Genomic DNA, 24249 nt, shown 5'->3' with positions numbered 1-24249 from the left:
TCGAAAGCTATTTAGGTAGCGCCTCATGTATCACTGTAGGGGGTAGAGCACTGTTTCGGCTAGGGGGTCATCCCGACTTACCAAACCGATGCAAACTCCGAATACCTACAAGTGCCGAGCATGGGAGACACACGGCGGGTGCTAACGTCCGTCGTGAAAAGGGAAACAACCCAGACCGTCAGCTAAGGTCCCAAAGTTATGGTTAAGTGGGAAACGATGTGGGAAGGCTTAGACAGCTAGGAGGTTGGCTTAGAAGCAGCCACCCTTTAAAGAAAGCGTAATAGCTCACTAGTCGAGTCGGCCTGCGCGGAAGATGTAACGGGGCTCAAACCATACACCGAAGCTACGGGTATCACCTTCGGGTGATGCGGTAGAGGAGCGTTCTGTAAGCCTGTGAAGGTGAGTTGAGAAGCTTGCTGGAGGTATCAGAAGTGCGAATGCTGACATGAGTAACGACAATGGGTGTGAAAAACACCCACGCCGAAAGACCAAGGTTTCCTGCGCAACGTTAATCGACGCAGGGTTAGTCGGTCCCTAAGGCGAGGCTGAAAAGCGTAGTCGATGGAAAACAGGTTAATATTCCTGTACTTCTGGTTATTGCGATGGAGGGACGGAGAAGGCTAGGCCAGCTTGGCGTTGGTTGTCCAAGTTTAAGGTGGTAGGCTGAGATCTTAGGTAAATCCGGGATCTTAAGGCCGAGAGCTGATGACGAGTGTTCTTTTAGAACACGAAGTGGTTGATGCCATGCTTCCAAGAAAAGCTTCTAAGCTTCAGGTAACCAGGAACCGTACCCCAAACCGACACAGGTGGTTGGGTAGAGAATACCAAGGCGCTTGAGAGAACTCGGGTGAAGGAACTAGGCAAAATGGCACCGTAACTTCGGGAGAAGGTGCGCCGGTGAGGGTGAAGGACTTGCTCCGTAAGCTCATGCCGGTCGAAGATACCAGGCCGCTGCGACTGTTTATTAAAAACACAGCACTCTGCAAACACGAAAGTGGACGTATAGGGTGTGACGCCTGCCCGGTGCCGGAAGGTTAATTGATGGGGTTAGCTAACGCGAAGCTCTTGATCGAAGCCCCGGTAAACGGCGGCCGTAACTATAACGGTCCTAAGGTAGCGAAATTCCTTGTCGGGTAAGTTCCGACCTGCACGAATGGCGTAACGATGGCGGCGCTGTCTCCACCCGAGACTCAGTGAAATTGAAATCGCTGTGAAGATGCAGTGTATCCGCGGCTAGACGGAAAGACCCCGTGAACCTTTACTATAGCTTTGCACTGGACTTTGAATTTGCTTGTGTAGGATAGGTGGGAGGCTTTGAAGCGTGGACGCCAGTTCGCGTGGAGCCATCCTTGAAATACCACCCTGGCAACTTTGAGGTTCTAACTCAGGTCCGTTATCCGGATCGAGGACAGTGTATGGTGGGTAGTTTGACTGGGGCGGTCTCCTCCTAAAGAGTAACGGAGGAGTACGAAGGTGCGCTCAGACCGGTCGGAAATCGGTCGTAGAGTATAAAGGCAAAAGCGCGCTTGACTGCGAGACAGACACGTCGAGCAGGTACGAAAGTAGGTCTTAGTGATCCGGTGGTTCTGTATGGAAGGGCCATCGCTCAACGGATAAAAGGTACTCCGGGGATAACAGGCTGATACCGCCCAAGAGTTCATATCGACGGCGGTGTTTGGCACCTCGATGTCGGCTCATCACATCCTGGGGCTGAAGCCGGTCCCAAGGGTATGGCTGTTCGCCATTTAAAGTGGTACGCGAGCTGGGTTTAGAACGTCGTGAGACAGTTCGGTCCCTATCTGCCGTGGACGTTTGAGATTTGAGAGGGGCTGCTCCTAGTACGAGAGGACCGGAGTGGACGAACCTCTGGTGTTCCGGTTGTCACGCCAGTGGCATTGCCGGGTAGCTATGTTCGGGAAAGATAACCGCTGAAAGCATCTAAGCGGGAAACTTGCCTCAAGATGAGATCTCACTGGAACCTTGAGTTCCCTGAAGGGCCGTCGAAGACTACGACGTTGATAGGTTGGGTGTGTAAGCGCTGTGAGGCGTTGAGCTAACCAATACTAATTGCCCGTGAGGCTTGACCATATAACACCCAAGCAATTTGCTGACCTGAAAAGGCGCCAGATTGCGGTGTGTGAAGACGAAACGAACCGAAAGTTCGAAATTCACAAACACCTAGCTGTCACATACCCAATTTGCTGAAGCGAGGCCGTCTGGTCCCGAGTCAGTACCCGAATTTCTTGACGACCATAGAGCGTTGGAACCACCTGATCCCATCCCGAACTCAGCAGTGAAACGATGCATCGCCGATGGTAGTGTGGGGTTTCCCCATGTGAGAGTAGGTCATCGTCAAGATTAAATTCCGAAACCCCAATTGCGAAAGCAGTTGGGGTTTTGTTTTGCCTGCGAGAAAGTTTCAGCGCTATGGCGAACAAAATTGCACAGTTATTTTCGAAGCAGAACACTAGAATAGCCCCATCTTTATCGGAGCCAGAGCCTGTATGTCAGAATCGGTTGACGCCCCCGGGCTGTCAGATTTACCGCTGGAAGACTTGATAGCCTGCCACGAGTGCGACCTGCTGATGCGCAAGCCGACACTTGCCCATGGTGAGAAAGCACTCTGCCCGCGTTGTGGTTATGAGTTGTACGCCCATCGCCATAACGTGGTGCAGCGCAGCCTCGCCCTGGTGATTGCCGCGTTATTACTTTACGTGCCGGCAAACTTTTTACCCATCATGCAACTCAATATCCTCGGGCAATCCTCGCAGGATACGGTCTGGAGTGGCGTAGTCGGCCTGTTCAGCACCGACATGCAAGGTGTGTCGATCGTCGTCTTCCTTTGCAGCATGGCCATACCGTTACTGAAGTTGTTGTGCCAGCTGTTTGTCCTACTGACGATCCGCTTCAATGTCGGCCGTAGTTATGGCTTGTTGCTCTATCGTATTTACCACCACCTCAGAGACTGGGGCATGCTCGAGGTCTACCTCATGGGCGTGCTTGTCGCGATCGTGAAGCTGGCGGATATGGCAGCAATTACCGTCGGCCTCGGGCTGGCATGTTTCATTGGCTTGTTATTGGTGCAAGTCTGGCTGGAGGTGGTGATGTCACCGCATCAGATCTGGCAGGCATTATCAGGAGAGGATGCCCATGCGGGCGATTGATGCGGGCATTCTGGTGTGCACCGAATGCCACGAGCTGAACAAGCAGGAAGCTGACGTCGACGAGCAGAGCTGTACCCGCTGCGGCGCGCAGGTTCACGCTCGCCGCCCCAACAGCTTGACCCGCACCTGGGCGCTGTTGATCACGGCAGCCATTATCTATGTTCCGGCGAATGTCTTGCCGATCATGACGGTCAGTTCTCTGGGCCAGGGTGAACCGAGCACCATCATGTCCGGCGTGATTGAACTGGTTCAGCACGGCATGATCCCGATCGCCACCGTGGTGTTCATCGCCAGCATTCTGGTGCCCACGTTCAAACTGGTTGGCATCGCGCTGCTGCTGTTTTCCGTGCAGCGTCGGCAGCCATTGTCGGCCCGTCAGCGTATCTGGATGTACCGTTTCATCGAGTTCATTGGCCGCTGGTCGATGCTCGATATTTTCGTGATCGCCATTCTCGTGGCGGTCGTCAACTTCGGCCGGATAGCCAGTGTCGAAGCCAATCTGGGCGCCGTCGCCTTCGCCTCTGTGGTGATTCTGACGATGCTCGCCGCAGTTACTTTCGATCCCCGACTGATTTGGGATAACACGGAGTCGGACGACGACCATGACTGATTTGCCTGTAGCGAAAACCCGACCGGCTTCGAACTGGTCGGCCATTTGGGTGCTGCCTCTGATCGCGCTGATCATCGGCGGCTGGCTCGGCTGGCGTGCTTATTCCGAGACCGGTATCGAGATTCAGGTGCGCTTTGAAAGCGGCGAAGGCATCCAGGCCAACAAGACTGAAGTGGTCTACAAAGGCATGCCGGTCGGCAAGGTCAAGACGCTCAAGCTGGACGATGAGGGCAACTCGAAAGGGGTTATCGCCACCATCGAGATGAACAAGGATGTTGAGCAGTACCTGAAGACCAGCACGCGGTTCTGGCTGGTCAAACCGAGCGTGACCCTGGCCGGTATCACCGGTCTGGAAACATTGGTCTCGGGTAACTATGTCGCCATCAGTCCCGGTGAAGGCGAGCCGGTTCGCAAGTTTAAGGCTTTGGCCGAAGAGCCGCCGCTGTCCGACGCCAAGCCCGGTCTGCACCTGACCATCAAGGCCGATCGCCTAGGCTCGTTGAATCGCGGCAGCCCGGTGTTCTACAAACAGATCAAGGTCGGTCAGGTCAAAAGCTACGTGCTGTCCGAGGATCAGAGCACCGTTGAACTTAAGGTGTTCATCGAGCCGACCTACGCCAAACTGGTGCGCAAACATACTCGTTTCTGGAACGCCAGCGGCATCAGCATCGACGCTAACCTGTCCGGCGTGAAAGTGCGCAGTGAATCCCTGGCCAGCATCGTCGCTGGGGGCATCGCCTTCGCCACGCCGGAGAATCGCAAGGACAGTCCGGCGACCGACCCGAGCCTGCCATTCCGTCTCTATGAAGACTTCGACGCTGCCGCTGCCGGCATTCGCGTGAAGGTCAAACTCAGCGATTTCGAGGGCCTGCAAGCCGGTCGCACGCCGGTGATGTACAAAGGCATTCAGGTCGGCAACCTGAAAGCGCTCAAAGTCGATCCGGACCTGAACAGTGCAACAGCCGAGCTGACTCTGGATCCGTTGGCCGAAGACTATCTGGTTGAGGGCACGCAGTTCTGGGTGGTCAAGCCGTCGATATCCCTTGCCGGTATTACCGGCCTGGAGGCGCTGGTGAAAGGTAACTACATCGCCGTGCGTCCGGGCGATAAAGGCGCTGCGCCGAAACGCGAATTCGAGGCGCGACCGAAAGCACCACCGCTGGACCTGCGTTCGCCAGGCCTGCATCTGGTGTTGTTTACCGATTCGCTGGGCTCGATCGATGTCGGCAGTCCGATTCTGTACAAGCAGGTCAAGGTCGGTTCGGTGCAGAGCTACCAGTTCTCCCGAACCAAGAAGCAGCTGGTCATCGGCGTGCACATCGAGAAGGAATACGAAAACCTGGTCAACGCCTCGACGCGCTTCTGGAACGTCAGCGGCATTACCCTCACGGGTGGCTTGACCGGCGGCATTCAGGTCAAGAGTGAATCCCTGCAAACCCTGATGGCCGGTGGTATTGCCTTCGAAACCCCACAAGCCAATGCGCCGTTGAAGAAACGTATCCCGCGCTTCCGTCTGTTCGCCGATCACGATGAGGCGAACAAGAAAGGTGCGGTCGTTACCATCAAAGTCGATCGCGCCGACGGTTTGAGCAGCGGTACACCAGTGCGTTTCAAGGGGTTGGACGTAGGCAAGATTGAAAGCGTCGATCTGACCGACGACATGCAGTCGGTGATCCTCACCGCTCGCATCACTGAAGTGCCGGAGAAGATCGCGCGAGTCGGCAGTCAGTTCTGGGTGGTCAAGCCGGAGCTGGGCCTGATCAAGACGCAGAATCTGGAAACGCTGGTCACCGGTAAATACATCGAAGTCCAGCCGGCAGCGAAAAATCTCGGCCCGCAGAAGAACTTCGTTGCCTTGGCCGAGGCGCCGGAAGTCACCAAGCAAGAAGCGGGTCTGAGTCTGGTGTTGAGCGCCGCACGTCGCGGTTCCTTGAAGCCCGGCGTACCAGTGACCTACCGTGAAATCACGGTTGGCAAGGTCACCGGTTATGAGTTGGGCCAAACGGCTGACCGTGTGTTGGTGCACATCCTGATCGAGCCGAAGTACGCGCCACTGGTGCGTAGCGGCAGCCGCTTCTGGAACACCAGCGGCGTGGGCTTCGATTATGGGTTGTTCAAGGGCGTGACGGTGCGCACCGAGTCGCTGGAGACACTGATTCAGGGTGGCATTGCCTTCGCCACCCCGGATGGCGAGCGCATGGGCAATCCGGCGCGAGCCGAGCAGACGTTCCCGTTGTTCGACAAGTTCGAGGATGAATGGCTGACCTGGGCGCCGAAGATTCAGCTGGGTAAGTAGTGGCGCCTATTGAATAGCCTTCGCGAGCAGGCTCGCTCCCACAGGGGAACGCATTCCAATTGTGGGAGCGAGCCTGCTCGCGAAGGGGCCAGCCAAATCAACACAAAATCCACTCCATAAAAAAGGGCCGCGATCCCAGCAGATCGCGGCCCTTTTTGCCTTCAGCTAAAGCCGATCAAACCGCATCCAGCTCCGGCTCATCCGCCTGCACATTCAGCGTGGCCTTGACCACATCATGGCGGCGGATGTACTTCCAGTCCGCTTCATCGATGTAGATCCCGGCCGGGCCGCTGCCGCCTTCCAGGTCGATTGCGACACTGGCGCAGACCTGCGGCTTCACACTTGCGAGAATCGGCACGAAGCCCAGTTGCAGACTGGTTTCCAGCAGCGCCGCCTGGTTCTTCTCGTCGATGTCCGCCGCCTCGTCGAGGTAGTATGGCAGACGCACGCGGCCGGCCAGATCGCGATCCATCAAGTGCAGCAACAAGTACATGTTGGTCAGCGCCTTGATGGTCATGGTCGTACCGTTGGAGGCCGCGCCGTCGATGTCGGTGTGGATGACTGGTTGACCGTTGACCTTGGTGATCTCGAAGGCCAGTTCGAACAAGTCCTTGAGGCCGAGCTGGTTGTGGTTCGCTGCCACCAGCCGCGCCAGATATTCCTTGGCCTCTTCGTTCTTGTTGTCCTGCTCGGCGCTCTGGCTGAGATCGAACACCGACAGGGTTTCGCCTTCCTCATATTGCCCGGCGCTGTGGATGATCTGGTCGATGTGCTTGAGTGCTTCCTTGTTTGGTGCGAGGACGATGCGGAAGCTCTGCAGGTTGGAAACCTGCCGCTTGTTGATCTCGCGGTTGAACAGCGCCAGTTGATGCTCGAGGCTGTCGTAATCGCTGCGGATGTTGCGCAGAGTGCGGGCGATGTCGGTGACCGCCGCGCGCCGCGCCTTGCCGAGGGTCAGGGCTTCATCGGTGCGGTGCGCGTAAGCGTTGATCAGCAGCGATAGACGCCGCTCCATATCATCTTCGCTGTCGAACTTGGCCACACCTTTCAGACGCACCTGCGCATACAGCGCTTCGATCTGGCCATCGGCACGCAGGAGGCCCTGCCAGCTGTCCTGATAATCGTTGAGCAGCGGCAGCAGGTTGTCCATCGAATCATCGACCGGATCCATGAACGGCGTGCCGAACGGCAGATCCGCTGGCAGCAACTGACGACGACGTAGCGCGTCGTCGAGGGTGCGTTGCTTGGCCTCCATATCGGCGATCTGCCGGCCGACCAGTTGCAGCTTGGCCGACAGTTGCTGGACGCGCTCGGTGAACGCATCGCTGGAGCGCTTGAGTTCGTCCTGCGCGGCTTCCATCTGCGCCAGTTGCTCAAGCTTGTCGCTTTCTTCGGCGCTCAGCGTCTGGGTGCGACGGAAATCTTCCAGCGCCTTCTGTGCGTCCAGCACCTGCTGGTACAGCGCTTCGGTCTGGGTCTTGCTCGCGGCGCGGTCGGCGGCCACGGCCTGCTGGGTTTTCAGTTGCTTGAGCTCTTTTTCCAGACGCTCTTTCTGATCGCGCAACGCGGCGCGGTCAGCCAGAGCCTGCAAGGCAGGCGGCTCAATGTGCGAGATGTCGATCGACAGGCCCGGCACTTCGAAGCGCTCGCCCTTGAAGCCATCAAGAATCAGCTCGACCGATTTGACCCACTCACCGTTCTCGTCGAGGGTGATGCCGTGTTCACCCAGCGGCAGGCTGAAGAGCGCGCTGTTGAACAGGCGCATCAGGCGCTCGACGTCCTGCTGCGAGAACTCTTCGCGCAGGCGGGCGTAGCTGTTGTTGTCGGCGTGATCGAGTTGTTGCTTCACCGACTTCAGGCGTTTTTCCAGATCGCGCAGACGCTCTTCCAGATCTTCGGCGCTGAACTGACGCGACTGCGCCAAGGCACCGGCCAGTTCGTCGTGTGCATCCTTGGCGGCGAGCAATTGTTGCTCGAGCACTTTGACGTCATCGACCAGGGCAAAGCGGTTCTTCAGCACCGACAGCTCGCCGAGCCAGCGCTGGATACCGGAAATTTCCCGTTCCAGACGCATCAGTTCCTGAGTACCACCGCGTTGATCGTTCTGCAGATCGTCCTGCTCGCGACGGTAGTGCTCGGCCTGGATGGTCAGCTCTTCCTTGCGCGCCGTGGCGTAGTCCGACCAGGTGCCGAGCAAGGAATCGAGCAGCGGCGACAGGCGATGCAGTTTGCCGCGCAGCACGTCGCGCTGTTTCACGCCGTTGGCCAGCGCTTCAACCAACGGGCCGGCGGCGACCAGCGAGTTGTAGTCCTGCTCCATGCGCCGCACATCGCGGAAGGCTTCTTCGCACGCGGCGATGTAATCGACGCTGCCCGAACGCAGGCTGTGTTCGAAGGCATCGAGGAACAGTTGCTTGAGCTTGGCCGCGGTGATTTCGCGCATGTGCAGCAGGTTGATGAACAACGCGCGGAAGGTCTTCAGGCTTTGCTCGCTGGTGGAGCGCAGCGGGATCAGGGTCAGGTCGAGCGGGATTGACGTGTGGCCGCCAACCAGCAAGCGGCGCAGTTCATCCGGCTTGAGTTCGTAGGCTTTCAGGCCTTCTTTTTCGAGATTGCTGAACAGTTCTTTCTGGCGCAGGCAGGTGTCGTTTTTCTGGTAATGCGCCAGGTCGAGCTTGCCGGCGTAGGCGAAGAACTGGTGCCCGAAACCGCCGCCCGGGCCGCGACCGACCACGCCGATCACGTGGGGGCCGTGGGGCAGGTTGACTTCGACGAGGATATAACTGGTGTCGGAGGCGAAGTAGAAGCGCCGCGATTGTTCGAGGCTGTATTTACCGAAACTCATGTCCGACATGCGTGCCAGAATCGGGAACTGCAAAGCGTTGATCGACGCCGACTTGCCGAGGTTGTTCGCGCCGTAAACCGACAGCGGTTCTTCCAGCGGAAACAGACCGAGGCTGTAACCGGCGGTGTTCAAAAGGGCAAAGCGGCGGATGCCGTAGCGTTCCTGGCTCATGCATCGGACTCCTGTTCTTCGGCAATGGCGCGGGCCAGTGCGTCTTCTTCGCTTTCTTCTTCAAATTCGGAAAGATCGAGCGGATCGTCGGTTTCGAGGAATTTCGCTTCAGCTTCTTCGTCGATCAGCACCGGCGCCGGCAGCGGCAGAACGCTGTGGACGCTGGCTGCCAGGTCGCGGTCCTGTTGTACCGACAGGCACACGTCGAGGAAACGGTGCATCGGCGGCAGGAAGCGGTAGACACCGTTTTCTTCGCCGGCGAAACCGAGCTGAGTCATGCGGCGCATGATCTTTTCTTCGAGTTCTTCAACAGTCTGCACTTCGGCCTGGATGAACAGGTCGCGGTACTTGTCCAGCAGCGACGGCAATTCTTCGCGGCCGAGGCTGCCGCCGTCGAGCACGGCAATCGGGTCGCGGCCCTGATCGGCCAGGTGCTCGACGAGGATGAAGGTGAACAGCGCCAGACGCTGGGCGGTCTTGTTCACCGCTGCGGCGGCCATGTCCGGCACGAAATAGTAGAAACCACGGGTGTCGCAGACCAGTTCAAAGCCCAGCGCCTTGAACAGCGTGCGGTACTGATCCTGGAAGTTCGACAGTTGTGCGTACAGCTCAGGATCACGGCGGCTGACGTGGTAACCCTTGAACAACTCGCGGAAGATCGGCGCCAGTTGCGACAGTTCGGAAAGATCAAGATGCATTTGGGATGCTCGCAGAATCCTCGGCGGCGGTATCGCTGGCCGAGAGCAGGGCGAAGGAGCGCAGGCTGACCTGGTGCTCGTGAGTATGGTATTCGCGGCGTTCCAGACGCTCGCGCTTGAAGCGTTTTTCCCGCGACAGGCGCGAGAACCAGTAAAGCAATTCGTCGGTGGCGCCGTCCGGTTCCTGCTCCAGCAGCCAGGTCATCAGGTCCGGCATCGGCAGGGACTCTTCGCAACGATCGACCATCTCGCGCACGGTGCGCGGTGCACGTGGGGCGTCGCCAGCCTTCTGGGTTTTGTGCGCCTTGGGGAAGCGCGCCGGTTTCGGCTCGAAACGCGCCAGCGCGTAGACGTAGGCTTCGACCTGACTGGCGCTGCCCAGGAAGGTGCTTTGCGGGCGGGTGAACAGTGGCATCGCCGCTTGCGGCACGGCGTCGATGCCTTTACGCCGGATCGCCGCCAGCGCCAGTGCGGCGCCACGGGTCACGGCGTTGTGCCGACGCGCTTCTTCACGCAATGGCAGCAGCAGTTCGCGGGCATGGCGCAGGGTCAGTTGCGCGCTGGTCTGCATTTCGAGGATGCGCGCGTGGGTGCGCAGGAGCATGTCGTCATCGACCAGATGGCCGAGGCGCTGCTGTTCGCTGAGCATCTTCAGCAGCACGGTTTCGACCTTGCGCACGCCTTGTTCGAAGGCGCCATCGGCGTTGACCAGATCGATCATCGGCTCGACGTATTCGTCCCACGTCGCCAGGACTTCGGCGTAACGCTGACGCAGCGGAATCTGCCGGTCGCTGGTCTTCGCCCGTTCGGCCACGGCCACCAGGGCCTGTTCATCGTTGTCGAGTTTCTTCAGTACGTCGCGCACACGCATGTCGAGCAAACGCAACTGGCGCGCCAGATCGTTGCCGTCACGGACGTCGAAAGCGTCCTGGATATAACCGGCCAGACGCTCAAGGTGACGCAGGTAGGCTTCGATTTCCAGGCACAGGCCGAGGCGGTGTTCGCGGCGCAGGTAGGCGAGGAAGTCGTGGATCTGCGCGTTGAGCTCGAAACGGTTCGGGCTTTTCGCCACCGGAACCAGAATATCGAGGCGAATCCACACGTCGAGCAGGCTGGTGATGTCCTGCGGCGTGCTATCGAGTTGTTGGGCGGCCAGTTGCGTGCGCAGTTCGTTGAGGCTCAGGGTGCCTTGGTCGAAGTGCTCGCACAGTGGCTCCAGAAGTGCCCAGTGTTCAGCGAGGGCGCGCAAGACGCGCTTGGGTTCGATCATCGGAATGGCCGGCTGGTTGGCGATTAAAAGCGGCGATTGTACTGCATCACAGGCGCGGCGATTCACTCTCGGGACGGGCTGTCGCATTCTTTGGCCAAAGGGCAGCGGCGCAGCGCAGCGCGGGGTATCGATCAACAGCGAGCGATCTTGTGCGAAGGGCGGTAGAATCAGCGCACTTTCCGTTATCCACAAGTGGCCGACCTTTGCTTATCGAGTCCCGCCGCCGCGCCTATTTGAACGCCATGCAGGTGGTCAACTGGCTGCCGCGCACCGAACTGCCTTTCGCCGCACCGTCGCGGCCCGAGCTGCTGGAGATGCCCGAGCCCGAGCTCGAGGTGCCGGTTGCTCCGGCGCCTCAGGCCGAAGCACCGGCGCAGCCTGCCGCGCGTCAGGTCGAGCGACCGAAAATCGAAGTGCCGCGTCCGTCGCTGGCCAGTACCCGCAACGGCGCCAAACCGGTGGAAGAGATCGACGAGACGCCGGTGGTGGTCAAGCCTGCGCCAGTGCCGCCGCCGCGTTTTGCCCTGCAACTGCTGCGCGCCGGGCGCTGCCTGCTGCTGGTCGAGTTACCCACAGGCGAAGCGTTTCAGAGTCGCGATCCGGCCTACCTGCTGCTCAAGGATATGCTGCGCGCCGCCGGTTTGCCGGATGCGCCGCAGATCGTCGGCGAACCGGTGCGCTGGCCGTGGCTCAATCGCGGCACGCTGGATCAAGGCCCGGAAGCGGCGCGCGACTTCGTGCAAGGCTTCCTCTCGGTGCAGATGGAAGCAGCACCCTGCGCCTGTTTATGGCTGATCGGCCTGCCGGCGCTGAAGTTTGCCGGGGAAGCGGACGCCGAAGCGTTCAATAGTGAATTGCAGATCGAAGGTCTGGGCCTGGCCTGGGCGATTCCCGGTCTGGAACTGTTAATGGAAGAGCCACAGCGCAAGGCCGCTGTGTGGCAAGCCATGCGTCGGCTGATGGCGCGCTGGAAACAATCCGATGAGTGAGGCTGTAACCTTTCGCCCGATGACCGAGGCAGATCTGGACGCTGTGTTGAAGATCGAATACGCCGCGTACAGCCATCCGTGGACCCGGGGGATTTTTCTCGATGGCCTGGGCAAATACCAGATCTGGCTGATGTTCGAAGGCCAGCAACAGGTTGGCCATGGCGTGGTGCAGATCATTCTTGATGAGGCGCACCTGCTCAATATCACCGTCAAGCCGGAAAATCAGGGGCGCGGGTTGGGCCTGACGTTGCTTGAGCATTTGATGTCGCGGGCGTATGCGGCTGAAGCGCGGGAGTGCTTTCTCGAAGTGCGCGACAGCAATACTGCTGCTTTCAAGTTGTATGAGCGGTATGGCTTCAACGAGATCGGCCGGCGTCGCGATTATTACCCGGCGGTGGGTGGGCGTGAGGATGCGGTGGTGATGGCCTGTACCTTGGTGGATTAGGCCTGTAGGAGCTGCCGAAGGCTGCGATCTTTTGATCCTGTTTTTGTAAGATCCAAAGCAAAATCAAAAGATCGCAGCCTTCGGCAGCTCCTACAGGGGGCGAATTTCAAGTCAGCGGGTCAGCGCTTGCCATCCAGCGGATCCAGATCCGCCAGTTCCGCTTCATCCAGCCCGTCACCGCCTCCGATGTCGGTTTCACTGACCTCGCTCAAATCCCAATCCGCCGGATTGCCCTCGCCGAGTTCATCGGCATCGCGCGCGCCATCCTCGCGAATCAACGTTTCCGGGCTCAGGTCATCGTCGGTCGGCTGATGATCATCCACCGAAGCCCCGGTCATACCCGCCTCACGCACTCGCTCAGCCGGCATCAATTTTTCGCGTTCACGCTCGGGCAGCTCATCTCCGATTTTCGCGCTGGGCTCTTCGTCGTCGAAATCCAGCTCGTGCACCGAGCCCATGCGGTCTTCGTTATCGTCGATGGGTTCCGGTTGCACCGCATCATAAGGGCGTCGTGAATCAGTCATGGCAATTCCTCATACTGTGGGCCTTACTGAGTGGACTCACCGGGCGCGCGAGAATTCCAACGAAAACACTTTGCGCTGGCGGCGTGACTTCGACGGGTGGTCGTCTATCAAACCTGCGCATCTTTCTTGAGGCCTTATCCATGCACGATCTACAAGACCTGATTGATAACAACGAGCGTTGGGCTGACGCGATCACCAAGGAAGACCCGGACTTCTTCGCCAAACTGGCGCGCCAGCAGACCCCGGAATATCTATGGATCGGCTGCTCCGACGCGCGCGTGCCGGCCAACGAAATCGTCGGCATGCTGCCGGGCGATCTGTTCGTACACCGCAACGTCGCCAACGTCGTGCTGCACACCGACCTCAACTGCCTCTCGGTGATCCAGTACGCGGTGGATGTGCTCAAGGTCAAACACATCCTCGTCACCGGCCACTACGGCTGCGGCGGCGTGCGCGCGTCGATGCAGGATCGCCAGTTCGGCCTGATCGATGGCTGGCTGCGGTCGATCCGCGATCTTTATTACGAAAAGCGCGAAGAGCTGGCCAAGCTGCCGACCGAAGAAGAGCAGGTCGATCGCATGTGCGAACTCAACGTGATCCAGCAAGTGGCCAACGTCGCGCACACCAGCATCATTCAGAACGCTTGGCATCGCGGACAGCCGCTGTCGATCCACGGCTGCATCTACGGCATCAAGGACGGCCGCTGGAAAAGTCTCAATACCACCATCAGTGGTTTCGAACAGTTGCCGCCGCAATACCGCTTGCGTCCGGTCGGCGCGCCGTAACCGCGGCGTTCAGTTACGGCCTGGATGCCGCCAGCGCTGTAAAAAGCGCTGGCCTTCAGGCGTGGGTGGTTCGTCGTAACCGGTGATCCAGCCACGGCAGCGCGACGAACCGCAATCGCAGGCGAACTGGCGTAGCAGTTTGTCTTCGGTCGATGCGTAATCGATGCTCAGATGTTCGCCGCTGTGGATATCTTTCAAGGCCCACAGCCACAATTCGCTCATGTCGAGAAATACATTCGGGTCGCAGGCGTGCTCGAGCACACCGCAAAAGCGCGGATCGTAAACGTGGATGCCGGTTTGCAACTGACGGGTCTGTCGACAGCGATAGGGCAGCAATTGCCCGGAAACCCGGCACATTCGGCTAATGCGCAGAAACTCGCGGCGCGCGACCACCGCCGTGGCCATGCCACGTTCGTCGTGGATAATCTGAAAGTCCTGGCAGGATGGGAAGCCCAGCCGCACCGGAAGTCCGGCGAACGGATAGATGCCTTCTGTATCGCGTGGAAGGTGCCGGCCCATGGCTTGATTGTTCATAACGATCCTTGTTGTTGAGTGTTGCCTCCGAGTTGTGCCCATGCCCCGCCAGGCGAGGCATGATTGGATCCAAGCGTCGCGCAATTGAAGGTAGCGGTCTACTGTCAAACCTGACAGGCGCGATCACCGCTGGCCCGCGTCAGCATTGGCTGACACGGGGGACTCCAGTAGCGATTACAGAGTTGGTGCGGGCACGGCGGCCGCAGGCAGTGGCGCTTTCAGCTGTTGCAGCTGTGTCTTGATGCGTGGCGTGGCGCACTTGGCAGCCGCTTGTTCAGCGCTGAGGTTGCGGATCGAGGTATAGAACAACTCGCAGGTTTTGACCTTTTGCGTCACCTGCCATGTTTGCGTGCAACTGTTCAGCGTGGCCTGCGCATCGCTGCCCGGTTTGCTGCCCATTGCCGCCTGCCAGCAGGCAGCACTCAAATCCTGGCCCATGACTTTCAAGCCCGCCGCGTCAGCCTTCGCCTGGGCATCGTCGCCGGTATAGCTTTTCGGATCGGCGGCGTACCAGATATAGCTCGGATGATTCGAGCCGAGCACCGGCACATTCACTCCTTCGGCCGGACTGATGCTCGCCAGCCCCAGCACCCCCAAGGTCGGCCCGTATTGTTCCTTGATCCAGTTGCGCACCGGCGCCCCGAACGCAACCATCGGCAGCGTCGTGCCGCTGGCGGTCTGGCTGAACTGCTTGACCAGCGTGGTCTGGTAATCCTTGAAGTAGTCGTAGACGTCCTCCAGATCCCCGCCGGCATTGGACGGCGCGGCGATCGGCGCGATGTCGATGATGGTCTGATAAGCCGGCGTCTGCCCGGCAGGGATGCCGTTATCGGTCAGCAACGTCGCCCAGCGATCGGTGGTGTTCGAGCGCAGATAGTCCTGCGCCTGGGTCAGCGAGTAGTCAGGCGGGAAGTGCAGCAACTCGACGCTCTTGCGATTTTCCAGAGCCATGCCCAGCGGCAGGAACAGATACCAGCTGTAGGCCCACTTGCCATCGGCATTGAGCTTGCTGGCGCCGGCATAAGCCAGGTCGCCGGCGTCGAGCAACGCCGACAGCGGCTTGTCATAGCCGTCCGGCACTCCGGTGATCTCGGCGTAAAGCTGATCGTTGTCGGTTTTCACCAGCACCTTGGCATCGGCGTAACCGTCGCGCTGGACGCTCTGGCTCAGGTAGTGAGCAACGGTCTGCTCCAGCGTCCAATTGCGAAAGCAGATCACGCTGCAATTGTTGGGGTAGGCGAAGAGGCGGGTGACGCGCTCGGTGCTGCCCAGTTTTACGTCGACATCGGCGTGGACGGCGGCGCTTAGCGTCAGTGCAACGAGGGTAAGTCCTGCGAGTTTGAACATGCTCAGATCCTTTTCAGCGTGGGTTCCCCTCGATTTGGGGGCGCTTCATAGTGGATCAGTGGTGTTTGACAGAAAAGCGGTTGAGTGTGGATTCTTGCCTGAATGCGGTATTACCCAAGCAGCGCACATATTGTTACGGCTGTGCCAACAAGCACGCTGCCTGGTGCGCGTCCGCACTGCTAGACTGCAGCGACATCGAATTTTCCAAGGGTGAGTCATGAAGCCTTCTACTGCTCTCGACATGCAAAGGTCCGCCGTCCGCGAAGTGATCGGGCGCTTTCGCGTGGCCAACCCGCGTGTATTTGGTTCAGCATTGCTGGGGACGGATCTGGACGGCAGCGATCTCGATCTGCTGGTTGACCCACTGCCCGGCACGACGCTTTTTGATCTGGGCGGACTTCAGGTTGAGCTTGAAGACCTGCTGGGTGTTGCGGTCGAGGTGCTGACCCCCGGCGACCTGCCAGTGAAATTTCGTCAGCAGGTGCTTGATCAGGCGCGACCCGTCTAAAGCAGCGATCAAACCAAGTTTTGAGAGCACCTGCCCTTGAGCAGGTGCGTTTTTATCGACTTACGGCATCACCGGCGGCGTATACGCCAATGTCGTCCCCAGCGCCCACAACAGCAGCAGCACCAGCGGCGTGTGCACCAGCAGTTGCACAAACGAGAAGCCTATCAAATCCCGCGCCTTCAACCCGAGCACGCCCAGCAGCGGCAGCATATAGAACGGATTGATCAGGTTCGGCAGGGCTTCGGCGGCGTTGTAGATCTGCACCGCCCAGCCGAGGTGGTACTGCAGGTCATTGGCGACTTGCATCACGTAGGGCGCTTCGATGATCCATTTGCCGCCGCCGGACGGGATGAAGAAACCGAGAATCGCCGAATACACGCCCATCAGCAGCGCATAGGTGTCGTGGGAGGCGATGCTGACAAAGAAAGTCGAGATGTGATGCGCGAGGGTTTGCGCGTCGGCGCCTTTGACCGTGGTCATCAGCGCGGCGATCGAGCCGTACAGCGGAAACTGGATCAACACGCCAGTGGTGGTCGGCACCGCACGGGCCACCGCATCGAGGAAGCTGCGCGGGCGCCAGTGCAGCAGCGCGCCGAGCATGATGAACAGGAAGTTATAGGTGTTCAGGCCGGAAATCGCAGTGATCGCCGGTTTGGTCGAAAACTCGTGAAATAGCCAGCCCGCCGCCAGAAGCGCCAGCACAATGATCAGCAACGGGCTGTGTTCCAGCCATTCACCGGGGCGAGTGCGCGGTTGCAGCGGCGGCAGGTTGAACGCCGGGTCGATGCCGCAGGCCTTGGCGTCGCGTGCCGAGTTCGGCCCGGGCGCGGTGGCGTAGGCGATGATGATCGAGATCACGATCAGCGCCAGCAGCATGACCCCGGATTGCCAGAGAAAAATGGTTTCGGTGAACGGGATTACGCCAGTGATCGACAGGATCGACGGCGGCAGGCTGCCCGGGTTGGCCTGCAACTGTGCGGCCGACGATGACAAGCCCAGCGCCCACACCGCGCCGAGGCCCAGGTAAGCAGCGGCACCGGCGGCGCGGTAATCCATCTTCAGATCGGTGCGGCGGGCGAGGGCGCGTACCAGCAGCCCGCCAAATACCAGCGACAGACCCCAGTTGAGCAAAGATGCGACCATCGAAATCAATGCCACCCAGGCCACGGCGGAGCGGCCGTTTTTCGGGATGCGTGCCAGTTTGTCGATCAGTTTGACTGCGGGCGGAGAGCTGGCGACGACGTAGCCGCCGATCACCACGAAGGCCATCTGCATGGTGAACGGGATCAGGCTCCAGAAGCCGTCGCCGAAGGCCATCGCTGCAGCGGTGGGTTTGGCGCCCATGGCCAGAGTGGCCAGCGCAACGATGATCACGGCCAACGCGGCGAATACCCAGGAATCGGGAAACCAGCGTTCGGCAAAACTGGAACAGCGCAGGGCAAAGCGCGCGGAGCGGCTATCTTCGATATCAACGGCCACAGGAAGTACCTCGGATTTTTTATGGTTATTTTGATCCGTGGGAGCAGTCGCCCGGCTCGACAGCCACAGAGAACCCTGTGGGAGCGAGCCTGCTCGCGAAGACGTCGGCACATTCAGCATCAGGTTGTCTGAACTGACGCTTTCGCGAGCAGGCTCGCTCCCACATGGGCGGCTGGTCGGTGTTGGCGTGGTCCCTTGGACAGGCGCTAACAGTAAATCAAGCGCCGCCCTTTTGTTGAGCAGGTTTTCGCAAACCGAGACTATGGTCTGACGGGTTGTCGATCCGTGCTTTTGCGTAGACCATGGGCGCCTTGGTTTTTGCCGATGCCTGAGTTCTTTGTCATGACTGCCAATTCTCCAGCCCGACCGGCGCCGTTCAGCCGTGCCGACTACAAGACCCTCGGCCTTGCTGCGCTTGGCGGGGCGCTGGAAATCTACGATTTCATCATCTTCGTATTCTTCGCGCTGACCCTGAGTCAGTTGTTCTTCCCCCCGGAAATGCCCGAGTGGCTGCGTTTGCTGCAAAGCTTCGGCATCTTCGTCACCGGTTATCTGGCGCGGCCGTTGGGCGGGATTCTGATGGCGCATTTCGCCGACCGTCTGGGCCGCAAAAAGGTGTTCAGCCTGAGCATCCTGATGATGGCGCTGCCGTGTCTGCTGATCGGGATCATGCCGACCTACGCACAGATCGGCTATTTCGCGCCCTTGCTGTTGCTGGCGCTGCGCATCCTGCAAGGCGCTGCGGTGGGGGGGGAGGTGCCGAGTGCCTGGGTGTTCGTCGCCGAGCATGCGCCGACCGGCCATCGCGGTTACGCCTTGGGCTTTCTGCAGGCCGGCCTGACGTTCGGTTACTTGATCGGCGCACTCACTGCGACCTTCCTGGCACAGGTTTTCACGCCTGCCGAAATTCTCGATTACGCCTGGCGCTATCCGTTTCTGCTCGGCGGCGTGTTCGGCGTGGTGGGCGTTTACCTGCGCCGCTGGCTCAGCGAAACCCCGGTGTTCATGGCCATGGAAGCGCAGCGCGAGGCGCGGGTCGAACTGCCGTTGCGCACGGTGCTGCGTGAACATCGTCTGGCCATGCTGCCGGCCATGTTGCTCACCTGTGTGCTGACCTCGGCGGTGGTGGTGTTCGTGGTCATCACCCCGACGATGATGCAGAAAACCTTCGGCATGACCGCCAGCCACACCTTCGGCCTCAGTGCCTTGGGCATCGTTTTTCTGAATATCGGCTGCGTGATCGCCGGACTGCTGGTCGACCGCATCGGCGCTTGGCGCACGGTCATGCTGTACAGCCTGTTGCTGCCGCTGGGCATTGGCGTGTTGTATGGCTGCCTGATCATGGGCGGCCATTGGATCGGCATTGCCTATGCGGTCGCCGGCCTGGCTTGTGGGGTAGTGGGCGCGGTGCCTTCGGTGATGGTCGGGTTGTTTCCGGCGCGGATTCGCGTGTCGGGCATTTCTTTCACCTACAACATTGCCTACGCCGCCTGGGCAAGTATCACGCCGCTGTTGCTGATTGGTCTGATGCCGTGGAGCCCATGGATCTGCGTGATCTTCTGTGCAGTGATGGGCGCGGTGGGGGGTGTGACGGCGGCGTATTTCGGTGCGCGCATGCCACGTACCGGACCGTGTCAGGCGGCCGGCGCTGCCTGATCCGCAAGCGCCGGATTATTTTCGACTGACGGGTCTGGCGCTGGCTTCAGAAAAGCTGTGCAAGGCCGATGGCTAGGTTGTATCCGCTAACTACCCTGCCATCGGTGCTTTCCCATGTTTAATAAACGCTTGAAACAAGAGCTGGCCGCTCTGCGCGAAGAACTCTCCAGTCTTGTACAAGTGAAGGAAAGCCTGGAAAGCGAAATGCTCGCGCTGACCCTTGAGCCCGACGGGCCGATTCGTTCGGTCAACCAGAATTTTCTCGATGAAATGTTCTACAAGAGCCAGGACCTGATCGGCCGGGCAATCGAAGACATCGTCCCGGCCCACGTCAAAACCGACGAATTCCATCAGCGCTTCAAAAACTCGATGAGCCGTGGCGAGCATTTTGCCGGCGCCGTGCGCCTGTTGCGTGGCAATGGCGACGAGGCGTGGCTGCGTTCCATCGTGCAACCGGTGCGCTCGTCCGATGGCCGGATCAGACACATCTCCTTCTACGCCAGCGACCTGACCCGCACCATCGAAGCCTCCCGCGAGCATGAGAACCTGATCGGTGCGCTGGTGCGTTCCACCGCCGTGATTGAATTCGACCTCAACGGCAATGTGCTCAGCGCCAATGATCGCTTCCTCAACGGCATGGGTTACAGCCTGGCGCAGATCAAGGGTAAACATCACCGCACGTTTTGCGCCCCGGAAGAGTACAACAGCGCCGAGTACCAGAACTTCTGGCGGCGCTTGAACAGTGGCGAATTCGTCGCAGGCCGCTTCAAGCGTATCGACAGCCATGGTCGTACGGTGTGGCTGGAAGCGTCCTACAACCCGGTGGTCGATGCCAACGACAGACTGTACAAAGTGGTGAAGTTCGCCACGGTGATTACTGATCAGGTCAACCGCGAGCAGGCGGTTGCCGACGCGGCCAGCATCGCTTACAGCACCTCGCAACAAACCGACAGCACCGCGCAACGGGGCACCACGGTGGTCACCGAAGCGGTGAACGTGATGCGTGATTTGTCGCGTCACATGCAAGCCGCCGGCGAAGGTATCGAGGCGCTGAACGAGCAGTCGCTGGTGATCGGCACGATCGTCAAAACCATCAGCGGCATTGCCGAACAGACCAACCTGCTGGCGCTCAACGCTGCCATCGAAGCCGCCCGGGCCGGCGAGCAGGGCCGTGGTTTTGCCGTGGTCGCGGACGAGGTCCGGCAACTGGCCTCGCGCACCAGCCAGGCGACGGACGAAATCGTCGGCGTGGTACGGCAGAACCAGGAAATGGCCCGCAATGCCGTGGCTCTGATGACCGACGGCAAGCTCCAGGCTGAACAGGGCCTGGCGCTGGCGGCGGAGGCGGGCACGGTGATTGTCGAGATTCAGGACGGTGCGCAGAAAGTGGTGGATGCGGTGGGGCAGTTTGCCAATCAGCTCTCTCACTGACACCGCACTGATCCCTCCCACGCTCTGCGTGGGAATGCCGCCCGGGACGCTCCGCGTTCCTTCGCTGGCGTGACGCAGAGCGTCACAGGATGCATTCCCGCGCAGAGCGTGGGAACGATCACCGAGGGGCAGCGCCGCATCTGCTCACTCCCACAGGTTCTGTGATTCTCCAGTGACAGCGCTACAATCGGCTCCTTTTCCCCCGGAGCAGATCCCCATGAGCGACTCCCAACGCCGTCCGGTACCCCTGAACAAAGCCTATCGCCTGCTCAATCACGGGCCGACCGTTCTCGTCAGTGCCGCTCACGACGGGCAGCGCAACATCATGGCCGCCGCCTGGGCCATGCCGCTGGATTTCGAACCGCCGAAAGTCGCCGTCGTCCTCGACAAATCCACCTGGACCCGCCAGTTGCTCGAAGCCTCCGGCACCTTTGTGCTGAACGTGCCTTGCGTCAATCAGGCCGATATCGTGCAAACCGTCGGCAATACGTCCGGCCTGGAAATCACACGCAACCAGGGGCACGACAAATTTCAGTCGTACGGCCTGCACACCTTTGTCGGCGAACAGGTTGAAGCGCCGCTGCTCGAGGGTTGTGTTGCCTGGCTCGAATGCCGCCTGCTGCCGGAGCCGCGTAATCACGAGCAATACGACCTGTTCCTCGCCGAAGTCATCGCCGCCCAGGCCGACGAGCGTGTGTTCAGCGATGGGCGCTGGCATTTCGAAGGGCAGGATGGATTGCGCACGCTGCATCACGTTGCGGGCGGGCATTTCCTGAAGATTGGGGACGGGGTGGATGGCAAGACGTTGGCGGTCTGATTTACTCCCGGGAGAAGGCCTGCTGCTCGGCAGGCCTTTTTCAATGCGGTGTTTCAGTCCCCCAACGCTTCTCCCTCACGCCGAGGATCGGCCCCCCCCGTCAAGGTCGCTTTGCCCTGCGCATCCTTCACCCGCACGATCGCTTGGGTGCCGCTGGTCATGTCGATTTCACTGACCGTGTGGCCTTTGTCTTTCAACGCCTGAATCAGCACCGGGCTGAACTGTCCCTGTTCCAGTTCGGTGGGACCGTTGCGGCTGCCGAAGTTGGGCAGGTTGATTGCACTTTGTGCATCGAGGTTCCAGTCGAGCAGGCCGATGGTGGTTTTCGCCACGTATTCGATGATTTGCGAGCCGCCGGGCGAGCCGACCGTGGCGACAAATTCACCAGTGTTGCGATCAAAGATCAGTGTCGGCGCCATCGACGAACGTGGGCGTTTGCCCGGTTCGACGCGGTTGGCGACTTTCTGCCCGTTCTCTTCGGGGATGAACGAAAAGTCGGTCATCTGGTTGTTCAGCAGAAAACCCTGAACCATCAGGTGCGAGCCGAACGCGGCTTCGATGGTGGTGGTCATCGACACGGCGCCGCCGAGGTCATCCACCGCCACCACTTGCGAGGTCGAGATGCGCAACGGCGAGCGATCCGGTGCGTAGGCAACCTGCACGCCCGGCGGTGTGCCCGGTTTGGCGCTGCCCATGCTGCGCTCGCCGATCAGGCTGGCGCGGCTGGCCAGGTAGGCCGGATCGAGCAGACCTTTGACCGGCACCGGGACGAAGTCGGTGTCGGCCACGTATTGCGCACGATCGGCATAGGCCAGACGTTCAGCCTCGGCGATCAGGTGCACTGCTTGCGGCACCGGTTCGATGCCGGCCGGCTTATCGGTTTTCGTTGGTTTGAGCGGGGTCAGCGACAGGCGTGGGGCGCGAGTCTCCAGCGCCTGCAACGTGCCGAGAATCTGCGCCACGGCGATCCCGCCCGACGACGGTGGCGGCATGCCGCAGACCTGCCAACGCTTGTAGTCGGTACACAGCGGCGCGCGCTCCTTGGCCTGATAACGCTGCAAATCGTTCAGCGACAGGCTGCCGGGGTTGGCGTGCTGTTGAACCCTGGCGACGATCTCTTCGGCGATCGGACCTTTGTACAGCGCATCGGCACCTTCGCTGGCGATACGTTTGAACACGGCCGCCAACTTCGGGTTCTGCAGGCGCGTGCCGACAGCTTTGACGCTGCCATCGTCATTCAGGAAGTACGCAGCCATGTCTGGCGACTGGCGTATCAGTGGATCGGCAGTCAGCAGCGAATGCAGACGCGGGGAAATCGCAAAGCCTTGCTCGGCCAGTTTGATCGCTGGCTCAAACAGCTTCGCCCATGGCAAGCGACCGTGTTGTCGATGCGCCAGCTCCAGCGCCCGCAACACCCCGGGCGTACCGACCGAGCGCCCGCCGATCTGCGCTTGCGTAAAGGCCATCGGTTTACCGTCAGCCTTCAGGAACAGCTTCTCGGTGGCCCCGGCCGGCGCCGTTTCGCGGCCGTCATAGGTGCGCACCTGCTTGCCATCCCACAACACAATCATCGCCCCGCCACCGATCCCGGAAGACTGCGGCTCAACCAGCGTCAACACCGCCTGCATCGCAATCGCCGCATCAATCGCCGAACCACCCTGACGCAACATCTCCCGCCCGGCTTCGGCCGCGAGTGGATTGGCAGCAGCGGCCATGTGTTTATTGGCATGACGGGTTTGCAGATCAGTGCGATAACCGGAAGCGGCTTCCGGTGCCAGCGGCAACGAAGAAGAGGGCGGGGCGTTGCATGCGGTGAGGGTCAGAGCGCTGACAAGCAGTGTCAGGGCTGGCAGGCGAAAGCGCTTCAAGGGCTGGGCTGGAAACACGCGGGCTCTCCGTCCGTGGGGTAAAAGTCTTCGGGGACTTTATCGAGCGGGCCGGCGGGGTGCAAACTGCGTGAGGATTACAGCCCTCCCGCTCAGCGGCCGCGCCAATCGTTCGGCCGAAAACGATACCCTTGTGGGAGCGAGCCTGCTCGCGAAAGCGGTAACTCAGGCGATGCGATCTTCTTGAGAGTGATGCAGGGTTAGTGAGTCAGAAACTCATTGCTTGAAGCCCGGCAGACCATGGGTAGAGCGCCACTTTTTCACGATTTCGGTAATGCTCTCGGCTGTTTGTTGTTTCATATCCTCGGGCCAATAGATAAGGTCAGTGCCCGCTGGGTGCTCACACAGACGTACAAATTCAAACAACAGCGGATCGAGAATCTCGTCTGGGCTTGTGTTGGCTGCAAGAACAGATTGCACAAATTTCAAGAATTCTGCTTCGGTGTAGTCGGATATCTTAGTCATAACGTTCTCAAGTTGAAGTTCCACAGTTCAAATGAAACGGGCGGCAGGATTCATGTCTTGAACCCAGGTAGTCGATTCGCTTCGCGCCATGCCATGACTGTACGAGCTATTCCGGCAGATGTTGTATCTGCTCCGGGCTCGGGGTAGTAGATCAGATCCATCCCGCTCGGATGTCCTACTATCTTGTTGAAGTGCAGAATCAATGCATCTGCACGGAGATCTGTCGGCGCTATATCCTCCTTTCTTATTTCATCTATGAGATCAATGAAATCCTGCTCGGTATAGTCGGAAAAGCTGCTTTTGATAAATGGGTCGCTCATGCTATGCCC

At 59.7% G+C, this 24249-nt stretch carries 20 protein-coding genes, 2 rRNA genes and 1 pseudogene (1 of these 23 only partly in view); 13 read left to right on the top strand and 10 right to left on the bottom strand.

All coding sequences use genetic code 11. From position 1 onward, the window contains the following. The 5 genes from ACZ9BE_RS19940 to ACZ9BE_RS19920 all read left to right on the top strand — a co-directional run. Positions 1-2088 (top strand): 23S ribosomal RNA (locus ACZ9BE_RS19940) (it extends 806 nt beyond the left edge of the window). A gap of 154 nt (positions 2089-2242) precedes the next feature. Continuing rightward, positions 2243-2358 (top strand): 5S ribosomal RNA (gene rrf, locus ACZ9BE_RS19935). 146 nt (positions 2359-2504) lie between these two features. Further along, positions 2505-3164: a paraquat-inducible protein A gene (locus ACZ9BE_RS19930; RefSeq protein WP_024014315.1), complete on the top strand. Its 660-nt coding sequence runs from the start codon at positions 2505-2507 to the stop codon at positions 3162-3164. Beyond that, positions 3151-3774 (top strand): paraquat-inducible protein A, encoded by a 624-nt coding sequence (locus ACZ9BE_RS19925; protein WP_056790346.1) that lies wholly within the window; start codon positions 3151-3153, stop codon positions 3772-3774. Before ACZ9BE_RS19930 ends, ACZ9BE_RS19925 begins: the two co-directional genes overlap by 14 nt. After that, a complete protein-coding gene (locus ACZ9BE_RS19920) occupies positions 3767-6070 on the top strand; it encodes a PqiB family protein (RefSeq protein WP_016773187.1) in 2304 nt (767 codons plus the stop codon). The genes ACZ9BE_RS19925 and ACZ9BE_RS19920 overlap by 8 nt, the downstream gene beginning before the upstream one ends. 175 nt (positions 6071-6245) lie before the next feature. Here ACZ9BE_RS19920 and mksF read toward each other — a convergent pair whose 3' ends face one another. The 3 genes from mksF to mksB are packed head-to-tail and all read right to left on the bottom strand — an operon-like array spanning position 6246 to position 11054. Beyond that, positions 6246-9086: an Mks condensin complex protein MksF gene (gene mksF / locus ACZ9BE_RS19915; protein WP_041480021.1), complete on the bottom strand. Its 2841-nt coding sequence runs from the start codon at positions 9084-9086 to the stop codon at positions 6246-6248. Further along, a complete protein-coding gene (gene mksE, locus ACZ9BE_RS19910; RefSeq protein ID WP_016773189.1) occupies positions 9083-9784 on the bottom strand; it encodes an Mks condensin complex protein MksE in 702 nt (233 codons plus the stop codon). The genes mksF and mksE overlap by 4 nt, the downstream gene beginning before the upstream one ends. Then, positions 9774-11054, bottom strand: coding sequence for an Mks condensin complex protein MksB (gene mksB / locus ACZ9BE_RS19905; RefSeq protein ID WP_160768349.1), 1281 nt, complete (start codon positions 11052-11054; stop codon positions 9774-9776). Before mksB ends, mksE begins: the two co-directional genes overlap by 11 nt. Before the next feature lie 242 nt (positions 11055-11296). Here mksB and ACZ9BE_RS19900 point away from each other — a divergent pair, with 242 nt between their 5' ends. Both ACZ9BE_RS19900 and rimI read left to right on the top strand, forming a co-directional pair. Then, positions 11297-12043, top strand: coding sequence for an energy transducer TonB (locus ACZ9BE_RS19900; protein ID WP_252880174.1), 747 nt, complete (start codon positions 11297-11299; stop codon positions 12041-12043). Then, the gene (gene rimI / locus ACZ9BE_RS19895) at positions 12036-12488 is read left to right on the top strand and encodes a ribosomal protein S18-alanine N-acetyltransferase (RefSeq protein ID WP_039761243.1); all 453 of its coding nucleotides are present in this window, start codon (positions 12036-12038) and stop codon (positions 12486-12488) included. Before ACZ9BE_RS19900 ends, rimI begins: the two co-directional genes overlap by 8 nt. Positions 12489-12607: 119 nt before the next feature. On the opposite strand, the gene ACZ9BE_RS19890 is transcribed toward rimI, so the two are convergent. Then, entirely contained in the window at positions 12608-13012 is a 405-nt protein-coding gene (locus tag ACZ9BE_RS19890) for a serine kinase/phosphatase (RefSeq protein ID WP_095181643.1), read from the bottom strand. A 140-nt stretch (positions 13013-13152) separates the two neighbouring features. Between ACZ9BE_RS19890 and can the strand changes: the two genes are divergently transcribed. Continuing rightward, positions 13153-13797, top strand: a complete 645-nt coding sequence (gene can / locus ACZ9BE_RS19885) for a carbonate dehydratase (RefSeq protein ID WP_252876899.1) — start codon at positions 13153-13155, stop codon at positions 13795-13797. Between the two features lie 9 nt (positions 13798-13806). On the opposite strand, the gene ACZ9BE_RS19880 is transcribed toward can, so the two are convergent. Beyond that, the gene (locus ACZ9BE_RS19880) at positions 13807-14331 is read right to left on the bottom strand and encodes an SET domain-containing protein-lysine N-methyltransferase (RefSeq protein ID WP_110646141.1); all 525 of its coding nucleotides are present in this window, start codon (positions 14329-14331) and stop codon (positions 13807-13809) included. Positions 14332-14505: 174 nt separating this feature from the next. Next, complete coding sequence (locus ACZ9BE_RS19875) at positions 14506-15678, bottom strand: hypothetical protein (protein WP_252876898.1); 1173 nt, start codon at positions 15676-15678, stop codon at positions 14506-14508. 217 nt (positions 15679-15895) lie between these two features. On the opposite strand from ACZ9BE_RS19875, the gene ACZ9BE_RS19870 reads away from it, so the two are divergent. After that, a complete protein-coding gene (locus ACZ9BE_RS19870) occupies positions 15896-16186 on the top strand; it encodes a nucleotidyltransferase family protein (RefSeq protein ID WP_042609686.1) in 291 nt (96 codons plus the stop codon). Between the two features lie 60 nt (positions 16187-16246). Here the strand turns inward: ACZ9BE_RS19870 and ACZ9BE_RS19865 are convergent, their stop codons facing one another. Further along, positions 16247-17665, bottom strand: a complete 1419-nt coding sequence (locus ACZ9BE_RS19865) for a short-chain fatty acid transporter (protein WP_476249844.1) — start codon at positions 17663-17665, stop codon at positions 16247-16249. Between the two features lie 342 nt (positions 17666-18007). Here ACZ9BE_RS19865 and ACZ9BE_RS19860 point away from each other — a divergent pair, with 342 nt between their 5' ends. The 4 genes and pseudogenes from ACZ9BE_RS19860 (at position 18008) to ACZ9BE_RS19845 (ending at position 21569) form a co-directional block, all read left to right on the top strand. Further along, positions 18008-19321 (top strand): MFS transporter, encoded by a 1314-nt coding sequence (locus ACZ9BE_RS19860; protein WP_315435708.1) that lies wholly within the window; start codon positions 18008-18010, stop codon positions 19319-19321. A gap of 114 nt (positions 19322-19435) precedes the next feature. Further along, a pseudogene (locus ACZ9BE_RS19855) lies at positions 19436-20212 on the top strand (PAS domain-containing protein); the annotation flags it as partial. After that, positions 20192-20752: a methyl-accepting chemotaxis protein gene (locus ACZ9BE_RS19850; protein WP_241663599.1), complete on the top strand. Its 561-nt coding sequence runs from the start codon at positions 20192-20194 to the stop codon at positions 20750-20752. The pseudogene ACZ9BE_RS19855 and the gene ACZ9BE_RS19850, both read left to right, overlap by 21 nt. Positions 20753-20969: 217 nt before the next feature. Then, positions 20970-21569: a flavin reductase family protein gene (locus ACZ9BE_RS19845; RefSeq protein ID WP_095181647.1), complete on the top strand. Its 600-nt coding sequence runs from the start codon at positions 20970-20972 to the stop codon at positions 21567-21569. Positions 21570-21622: 53 nt separating this feature from the next. On the opposite strand, the gene ggt is transcribed toward ACZ9BE_RS19845, so the two are convergent. The 3 genes from ggt to ACZ9BE_RS19830 all read right to left on the bottom strand — a co-directional run bounded on the left by ggt (position 21623) and on the right by ACZ9BE_RS19830 (position 24240). After that, complete coding sequence (gene ggt / locus ACZ9BE_RS19840) at positions 21623-23455, bottom strand: gamma-glutamyltransferase (protein WP_252878889.1); 1833 nt, start codon at positions 23453-23455, stop codon at positions 21623-21625. Positions 23456-23671: 216 nt separating this feature from the next. After that, positions 23672-23920 carry a bacteriocin immunity protein gene (locus ACZ9BE_RS19835; RefSeq protein WP_056790321.1) on the bottom strand — a complete coding sequence of 83 codons (249 nt, stop codon included), beginning with the start codon at positions 23918-23920 and terminating at the stop codon, positions 23672-23674. Between the two features lie 50 nt (positions 23921-23970). Continuing rightward, positions 23971-24240, bottom strand: a complete 270-nt coding sequence (locus tag ACZ9BE_RS19830) for a bacteriocin immunity protein (RefSeq protein WP_130888171.1) — start codon at positions 24238-24240, stop codon at positions 23971-23973. Positions 24241-24249 lie beyond the last annotated feature (9 nt).

Source organism: Pseudomonas sp. TE9122, assembly GCF_056278925.1.
The sequence above is the reverse complement of the archived record's forward strand: the minus strand, read 5'-3'. Positions and strand labels throughout refer to the sequence as shown.